This window comes from Neisseria maigaei (genome assembly GCF_958267405.1).
In the GTDB taxonomy this organism is placed as follows: Bacteria; Pseudomonadota; Gammaproteobacteria; order Burkholderiales; family Neisseriaceae; genus Neisseria; species Neisseria bergeri.
The window spans coordinates 1-8069 of the sequence record NZ_CATQFT010000007.1 but is presented as its reverse complement, the minus strand read 5'-3'; the positions used below and the strand labels follow the sequence as shown (position 1 = coordinate 8069).

General features: G+C 55.4%; 8 protein-coding genes. 4 read left to right on the top strand and 4 right to left on the bottom strand.

Translation table 11 applies throughout. From position 1 onward, the window contains the following. Nucleotides 1-65 precede the first annotated feature (65 nt). The 4 genes from Q3O06_RS03280 to pilT form a co-directional block, all read right to left on the bottom strand. A complete protein-coding gene (locus Q3O06_RS03280) occupies nucleotides 66-224 on the bottom strand; it encodes a hypothetical protein (protein WP_301817693.1) in 159 nt (52 codons plus the stop codon). A gap of 261 nt (nucleotides 225-485) precedes the next feature. Beyond that, nucleotides 486-2636 (bottom strand): YccS family putative transporter, encoded by a 2151-nt coding sequence (gene yccS / locus Q3O06_RS03275; protein ID WP_301817691.1) that lies wholly within the window; start codon nucleotides 2634-2636, stop codon nucleotides 486-488. A 116-nt stretch (nucleotides 2637-2752) separates the two neighbouring features. Continuing rightward, nucleotides 2753-3979: a PilT/PilU family type 4a pilus ATPase gene (locus Q3O06_RS03270; protein WP_003711227.1), complete on the bottom strand. Its 1227-nt coding sequence runs from the start codon at nucleotides 3977-3979 to the stop codon at nucleotides 2753-2755. Between the two features lie 163 nt (nucleotides 3980-4142). Further along, entirely contained in the window at nucleotides 4143-5186 is a 1044-nt protein-coding gene (gene pilT / locus Q3O06_RS03265) for a type IV pilus twitching motility protein PilT (RefSeq protein WP_107819853.1), read from the bottom strand. Between the two features lie 113 nt (nucleotides 5187-5299). Between pilT and Q3O06_RS03260 the strand changes: the two genes are divergently transcribed. From Q3O06_RS03260 to dksA, 4 genes are all read left to right on the top strand, one after another. Beyond that, entirely contained in the window at nucleotides 5300-5986 is a 687-nt protein-coding gene (locus tag Q3O06_RS03260) for a YggS family pyridoxal phosphate-dependent enzyme (protein ID WP_196428210.1), read from the top strand. Next, complete coding sequence (locus Q3O06_RS03255) at nucleotides 5986-6393, top strand: hypothetical protein (RefSeq protein WP_002221801.1); 408 nt, start codon at nucleotides 5986-5988, stop codon at nucleotides 6391-6393. Before Q3O06_RS03260 ends, Q3O06_RS03255 begins: the two co-directional genes overlap by 1 nt. Nucleotides 6394-6423: 30 nt before the next feature. Next, nucleotides 6424-7233, top strand: a complete 810-nt coding sequence (gene proC / locus Q3O06_RS03250; protein WP_228372549.1) for a pyrroline-5-carboxylate reductase — start codon at nucleotides 6424-6426, stop codon at nucleotides 7231-7233. A gap of 147 nt (nucleotides 7234-7380) precedes the next feature. After that, the gene (gene dksA / locus Q3O06_RS03245; RefSeq protein ID WP_118793253.1) at nucleotides 7381-7797 is read left to right on the top strand and encodes an RNA polymerase-binding protein DksA; all 417 of its coding nucleotides are present in this window, start codon (nucleotides 7381-7383) and stop codon (nucleotides 7795-7797) included. Nucleotides 7798-8069: the final 272 nt, after the last annotated feature.

Sequence of the window (8069 nt, the reverse complement as noted above, 5' to 3'; positions counted from 1 at the left end):
ATGGCTTGTGCGGTTTGCCGGAAGAAGGTGTCCATGAGAAATCCCCTAAATGTCTTGGTGGGAATTTAGGGGATTTTGGGGAATTTTGCAAAGGTCTCGGTTTGTTCAGTCAGCAGACGGCAGGGGAAGCGCGGGGCAGATGCGTAAATACGCAGGAAGGGTGTGCAAGAGGCTGTAGGGCGTTGCACAGGGTTGGTTGCAGGGTTGGCTTCAGCCTGCCGCATCAAGGGTTCTTGGAGGGAATGGTTGGAGTGGTGGAAATGGCGGATGTGTCAGATTTGTCGAGGCGGTGGAATCGGTGGGCTGAAGCCCGTCCTACAATCCACCCTACAATCCACCCTACAATCCGTCTTACAGTCCCTTGCGCCCGCCCTGAAACCTGCACTTTGCACATCTTCACTGTGCATCCGCCCGTGCAAAGCCTTGCGAACTATCTTACAAACTGCCTGACCTCACGCCGTGCTTTGCAAAATGGCAAAACTGCTTCAGACGGCATTCGGGGTGTGTTTGTGCGGAATTTGTCGGTAGGCGCGGTAGTAGGGTTCGAGCTGTCGGGCGATGAGTTGGAGCTGTTGGAGGAGGATGTGGCTTTGTGTTCCGCTGCTGTGGGTGCGGAGGGTGTCGAGTTCGCCACGCAGTGTATCCAATGCCGTCTGAAAGTCGTCGGGTTCGGTTTCGGGCAGGTGTTGGAAGATGTGGGCGGTGTGTTCGGCGGCGAGGTGGAACTGTGCGGTAAAGTCGGGGCTGCATTCTTCGTGCATTTCGCTGCGGTATGCGCCGAGGGCGGAAATATAGCCGGTCAGGGCGTAGCCGGTTTTGAGGAGGGTGAATCCGGGTTGCAGGCTGCCGGCGAATTTTGCGGGTTCGCCACTCATGTCGGAAAGGGTGCTGCTGAGGGCGGCGGTGTGTTCGTGGACGCGGCGGCGGGTGGCGCGGTATTCGACGTCGTCGGCCGTTTCGCCGCTTTTGAGGCGTTCGGCGATTTTTTCGAGATAGGCACCGTTGCTGCATACGGCAAGGGCGGCGGTGCGTTCGAGCGTGAGGTATTTCCAGTCTGGCCATAGGTAGCTGACCGCTGCCCAGGCAAGGGATGCGCCGATAATGGTGTCGATGATGCGCACGGGCATGGCGGCATATACGTCCAAACCTGCGAGGGAGAGGCTGGTCAGGGCTTGAATGGTGATGAAAAATGTCGAGAAGCTGTATTTGTAGGTGCGGGTCATGAAGAACAGGGTGGTGCTGACGATGACGATCCAAAGCTTGGTTTCGACAGACGGGGTAAAGTAGGGGACGAGCGAGCCGACGATTACGCCGAGTACGGTGCCGGCGATACGTTGGTACACGCGGCTTTTGGTGGCGGTGTAGTTGGGTTGGCAGACGAAAAGGGCGGTCAGCAGTATCCAGTAGCCGAGGTTGAGGTTGAGGGCTTCGACGATGGTACAGGCGGCGGCAACGACAAGGGACAGGCGGACGGCATGGCGGAATACGCCCGATTCGAGGTTTAGCTGCGGACGGATTGCCTGCCAGGTGTTTTTGAAGCTGCCGGTTTCGAGGGCGGCGATGCGGGTGTCGCCCATGCGGTCGTTTTCGGCGGGGGAGTCGCTGTGTCGGAGTTGGCGGAACTGCTGGTCGACGCTGCCGAGGTTGTCGAGAAGACGGCGCAGGTGGCGGATGTCGGGACTGTCGTTGCCGTCTGAAAGGAGGCGCAGCGATTGGCGGCAGCCTTCGATGGCGCGGCCGAGGCGTTTGCTGTAAACGTAGTCTTTGCTTGCGCGCAGGGCTTGTGCGGTGTTGCGGCAGGCTTGTCCCTGCATTTCGAGCAGGCGGTGGATGCGGAAGATGATGTCGGTGTTTTTGAATTTTTCGGACATTTCCTGATAATCGACGTGGGCGGAGCTGATGCGTTCATGTATGTCTTGGGCGGCAAAGTAGTAACGCAGCATTTTGGCTGTACGCGGGTGGCGGTGTTTGCCGCGAAGGCGGTAAAACAGGGCGGAACGGCATTGGTTGAAGGCGGTGATGACGCCGGTGTTGCTCATGGCGAGGTCGATGTGGCGGTTGCCTATCCATTCAGCTTCGTCGGGATCGAAAAAGTCGGCTTTGGCTTCGAGATAGCTGCCGAGTGCTTCGTAGGCGTTGGCGACACTTTCTTGGACGGGGCGGTGGGGCAGGACGATTTGGAACAGGAGGATGGCGGTGCTGTACAGTACGGTGCCGCACAGAATCATAAAGGGGTTGGTCAGCCAGTAGGTTTCGGGGGTGTAGGTGAGGGTGGTGTAGGTGGCGACGGCGAGTGCGCCGAAGGCGAAGGTGCGGTATTTCAGCCCGACCGCGCCCATGATGGTAAAGCCGAAAGTCATCAGGGTCATGGCGAGGATGAATGGCAGGCCTGTGCCGAGCGTGCTTTGCGCGACAAGTGAGGAGAGGGTGAACAGGGCGACGGTGGCGATGATGTTTTTCAGCCGTCCGGTCAGGCGGTTGTCCAAATCGACCAGGCCGCCGGCGATGATGCCGAGTACGAAGGGCATGGCGAGCTTGGGGTCGCCCAGTTGCCAGACGATGGAGGCGGCGGTAAAGACACTGGCGAAAACGGGAAGCGAGGTAATGAGCAGAGGCTTGAGGGGTGGGGTTTTCATGGTTTTACCGGTTTATTGTTATGAAGTGAATAAAGTGTAGCACATGAATGGGGCGGATAAAATCATGCCGTCTGAAAACGGGGATGCGGTTTTCAGACGGCATCGGGTTTTGCGGATCAGGAAACGAGGTTGAGACCGTTGACCCTGTCGTAAAGGAGTTCGGGCATTTTGCCTTCTTCGTACAGTTGGATGTGCAATCGCAGGTTGTTGGCGGAAACGGACTGGCGCAGGGCTTCTTCGTAACTGATGATGCCGTGCCGGTACAGTTCGAAAAGGTTTTGGTCCATCGTCTGCATTCCGTCGGTTTTGGCGGTTTCCATGATTTTATTGATGTTCATCAGGTCGCCCTTCAGGATGAAGTCTTGGATGGCGGGCGTGTTGATGAGCAAATCGACAACCGCCGTCCTGCCCGTTTTGTCTTTTTTGAGGGCGAGGCGTTGGCAGACGATACCGGACAGGTTGAGGGCGATGTCGATCAGTATTTGCTTGTGCTGTTCTTTGGGGTAGAAGTTGAGTATGCGTTCGAGCGACTGCGGCGCGGTGTTGGCGTGGAGCGTAAAAATGCACAGGTGGCCGGTTTGGGCGAGCTGCATCGCGTATTCCATATTTTCCCTGCTGCGGACTTCGCCGATGCAGACCACGTCGGGGGACTGGCGCATGGCGTTTTGTACCGCCGTCTGCCAGTTTATGGTGTCGACACCGATTTCGCGCTGGGTAAAGATGCAGCGGCGCGGTTTGTAGATAAACTCTATCGGGTCTTCGATGGTAACGATATGGCCGGGCAGGGTTTTGTTGCGGTGTTCGAGCATAGTCGCCATCGTGGTGGATTTGCCCGAACCGGTAGGTCCGACGATAATCAGCAGCCCGCGCGGCGCGACGGCGAGGTCTTTGAGTTTTTCGGGCAGGCCCAATTCCTGCATTTGCGGGATGACGTGGTTGATGCGCCGCAAAACCAAACCCGCGTGGCCTTGGCTGTGGTAGGCGTTGGCGCGGTAGCGCGTGCCGCTGCGCGATTGGACGGAGTAGTTGATTTCGCCGTCGCGCCGGAATATTTCCGATTGTTCGGCGTTCATCGTCGATGCGGCGATGGCGGCGGTTTCCTCGCCCGTCAGAGCCTTTTGCGGCTGCGGGGTCAGTGCGCCGTTGATTTTCAACGAGGGCGGGAATCCTTTGCTGATAAGGATGTCGGACGCGCTTTGCGCTTCTGCGGTTTCGCACAGGCGGTCGAGCAGCGGGTGGAGGTGTGCGCCGATTTCGGCCGGGGTTTCGGAGCGGCTTTGTTTTTTTTGAGAATACACTTGAACCATTTCGTCCAAGATGTCGTGCAGGTTATTGGTACTCATCGTTAACTTCTTTTCAGTTTAAGCCTTGCAGTTTGCGGCGGCGGGTTTCAACAGGAAGGCGGACGCTTCCTGTTCTGAAGGGGATGCCGGGCGGGATGCCGCGTCCCGCCCCGCGTGTTTGCACCTTGTTTTCCCGCCGGTATGGCCGGAAGGCGGTTGTGTGTCAGAAACTTATACTTTCGCTGTTTTGCGCGCGTTTGCGTGCGACTTCCGGTGCAATCAGCCCTTGGCGTACCAGCGATTGCAGCGATTGGTCCATCGTCTGCATACCGCTCGCCTGCCCGGTTTGCAGGACGGAGTTGATCTGCGTGATTTTGTTTTCGCGGATGAGGTTGCGGACGGCGGGGTTGGAAATCAGGATTTCGTGCGAGGCGACACGGCCGTTGCCGTCGCGCGTTTTCAGCAGGTTTTGGGAGATGACGGCGGTCAGCGATTCCGACAGCATAGAGCGCACCATTTCCTTTTCCCCCGCCGGGAATACGTCCACGATACGGTCGACGGTTTTTGCCGCGCCGGTCGTGTGCAGCGTGCCGAAAACCAAGTGTCCGGTTTCGGCGGCAGTTAGTGCCAGACCGATGGTTTCGGGGTCGCGCATCTCGCCGACAAGGATAACGTCGGGGTCTTCGCGCAATGCGGAACTCAGCGCGTTGGCGAAGCTGAGGGTGTGCTGGTGCAGCTCGCGCTGGTTAATCAGGGATTTTTTGCTTTGGTGGACGAATTCGATCGGGTCTTCGATGGTCAGGATGTGTGCCGGCTGGGTTTCGTTGATGTAGTTGATCATCGCGGCAAGCGTGGTCGATTTGCCCGAACCGGTAGGGCCGGTAACCAATACCATGCCGCGCGGAGATTCTGCGATTTTTTGGAAAATGCGCGGGGCTTTCAATTCTTCCAGCGATAAGACGGTGCTGGGAATGGTGCGGAATACGGCGGCGGGGCCGCGGCCGGTGTTGAAGGCGTTGACGCGGAATCGGGCGACGTTGGGCAGTTCGAATGAGAAGTCGACTTCTAAGTTTTGCTGGTAGATTTTCCGCTGATGGTCGTTCATCACCGAAGTTACCATATTGCCGACCTCTTCCGCACTCATTTCGGGAAGGTTGATGCGCCGCATATCGCCGTGAACCCGAATCATAGGGGATATGCCCGAACTCAGGTGAAGGTCGGATGCTTTGTTTTTAACGCCGAAGGCGAGTAAGTCGGTAATCTGCATAATGGGATATTGTCCAGTATAATGTTTGGGTCGTTCGGTGTTTCCTACTTCTGAATTTTACTGCCCTGATTCTTGGGATTCAACTATTTAAGCATTTTTACCGGGGATAATTTATGACGGTTTTGCAAGAACGTTATCGGGAGGTGTTCGACCGTATCGGGAAATTGGTTCTGCAGGCGGGAAGGAAGCCGCATTCTGTCAGCCTGATTGCCGTCAGTAAGACTTTCCCTTCAGACGGCATCCGCGAAGTTTACGCCGCCGGACAGCGTGATTTCGGCGAGAACTATATTCAGGAGTGGTACGGCAAAACGGAGGAATTGGCGGATTTGACCGACATCGTGTGGCACGTCATCGGCGATGTGCAGTCCAATAAAACCAAAATTGTCGCCGAACGCGCGCATTGGGTGCATACCGTATGCCGTCTGAAGACCGCCGTCCGGCTGAGCAGGCAGCGTCCTTCCTCAATGCCGCCCTTGCAGGTGTGTATCGAGATGAACATTGCGGGCGAGGCGGCAAAACACGGTGTCGCGCCCGAAGAAGCGGTCGCGCTTGCCGTGGAAGTGGCGAAGCTGCCCAACCTTGTCGTGCGCGGACTGATGTGCGTTGCCAAAGCCAACAGCAGTGAAACGGAGTTGAAAACCCAGTTTCAGACCATGCAAAAGCTGCTTGCCGACCTCAATGCGGCTGGCGTTAAGGCGGATGTGCTGTCTATGGGGATGTCGGACGATATGCCTGCCGCCATTGCGTGCGGTGCAACACATGTCCGTATCGGCAGTGCGATTTTCGGGAAAAGGGGCTGATGGAAATTCGGGCAATAAAATATACGGCAATGGCTGCGTTGCTTGCCTTTACGGTTGCAGGCTGCCGGTTGGCGGGGTGGTATGAGTGTTCGTCCCTGTCCGGCTGGTGTAAGCCGAGAAAACCTGCCGCCATCGATTTTTGGGACATTGGCGGCGAGAGTCCGCCGTCTTTAGAGGACTACGAGATACCGCTTTCAGACGGCAATCGTTCCGTCAGGGCAAATGAATATGAATCCGCACAACAATCTTACTTTTACAGGAAAATAGGGAAGTTTGAAGCCTGCGGGTTGGATTGGCGTACGCGTGACGGCAAACCTTTGATTGAGACGTTCAAACAGGAAGGTTTTGATTGTTTGAAAAAGCAGGGGTTGCGGCGCAACGGTCTGTCCGAGCGCGTCCGATGGTAAAAAATTGGGAATGAATTTAGTCAGGTAATTTTGAATAGGGTAGAAATAATGAATGTTTATTTTCTCGGCGGCGGCAATATGGCGGCTGCCGTTGCGGGCGGATTGGTCAAACAAGGCGGTTACCGCATCCATATAGCCAATCGGGGTGCGGAAAAACGCGAACGTTTGGGAAAAGAGTTGGGGGTCGAAACTTCGGCAACCCTGCCGGAGCTTCATTCCGACGATGTTTTAATCCTTGCCGTCAAACCGCAGGATATGGAAGCCGCGTGCAAAAATATCCGCACCAACGGCGCATTGGTGCTTTCTGTCGCAGCCGGATTGTCGGTTGATACGCTCAGCCGTTACCTCGGGGGAACACGCCGCATTGTCCGGGTTATGCCGAATACACCCGGAAAAATCGGGCTGGGCGTATCCGGTATGTTTGCCGAAGCGGAAGTATCGGAAACAGACCGCAGGATTGCCGATCGAATCATGAAATCAGTCGGTTTGACCGTTTGGTTGGAAGATGAAGCGCAAATGCACAGCATTACCGGTATCAGCGGCAGCGGGCCGGCATATGTGTTTTATCTGCTGGATGCTTTGCAAAATGCCGCCATCCGACAAGGGTTTGATATGGCAGAAGCACGCGCGCTCAGTCTGGCAACGTTTAAAGGAGCGGTTGCCCTTGCCGAGCAGACGGGTGAAGATTTCGAGAAGCTTCAAAAAAATGTAACGTCAAAAGGCGGGACAACCCACGAAGCCGTGGAAGCCTTCAGGCGGCATCGTGTCGCCGAAGCCATAAGTGAGGGCGTTTGTGCCTGTGTGCGCCGTTCGCAGGAAATGGAACGGCAATATCAATAATGTAAAGAAAATAAAAACCCCAATCCAAAACGTGTTATGATGCGCGTTTTCTAAAAACGCCTTGGGCAATAAGCCTTATAAAAATCAAAGGAATAAAGCCACTTTGTGGTGCTTTGTTTTTTGCGGTGAACCGAGAGGACATACATTATGGCAAAGCTGACGGAACAAGATATTTTAAATTGGAACGGGTCGGAAGACGATTATATGAATGACGACCATTTGGCTTTTTTCCGCGAATTGCTGGTAAAAATGCAAGACGAACTTATCGAAAATGCTTCCGCTACGACAGGACATCTCCAAGAACACGAATCGGCCCCCGATCCCGCCGACCGTGCCACACAGGAAGAAGAGTACGCATTGGAACTCCGTACACGGGATAGGGAACGAAAACTTCTCAGTAAAATACAGGCGACCATCCGCAATATTGATGAAGGGGATTATGGATTCTGTGCCGATACGGGAGAACCTATCGGTCTGAAGCGGCTGCTGGCACGCCCGACAGCCACTTTATCTGTTGAGGCACAAGAACGCCGAGAGAGGATGAAAAAACAGTTTGCCGACTGATAGCAGCAAACAAAATGCCGTCTGAAGCCCCGAGTTTCAGACGGCATATTCACAAAGGCGCACCAGTCGGAGGAGGGGGGAGGAAGGGATTGTTGGAGGCGGCGCAGCGTTTGGTGGAAATAAAAAACCTTATCCGACAGAGACATGACGAATTTCCCCAAAAAAATCCCGCTGAAAGTATTGACCGTTTTCCCCTGTGGGCGTATAGTTCGGTTCTTCGCTGCTGCCGAAGCGGCGAACGAACTGGAAAGTATAGCACAGAATGTCGGGAA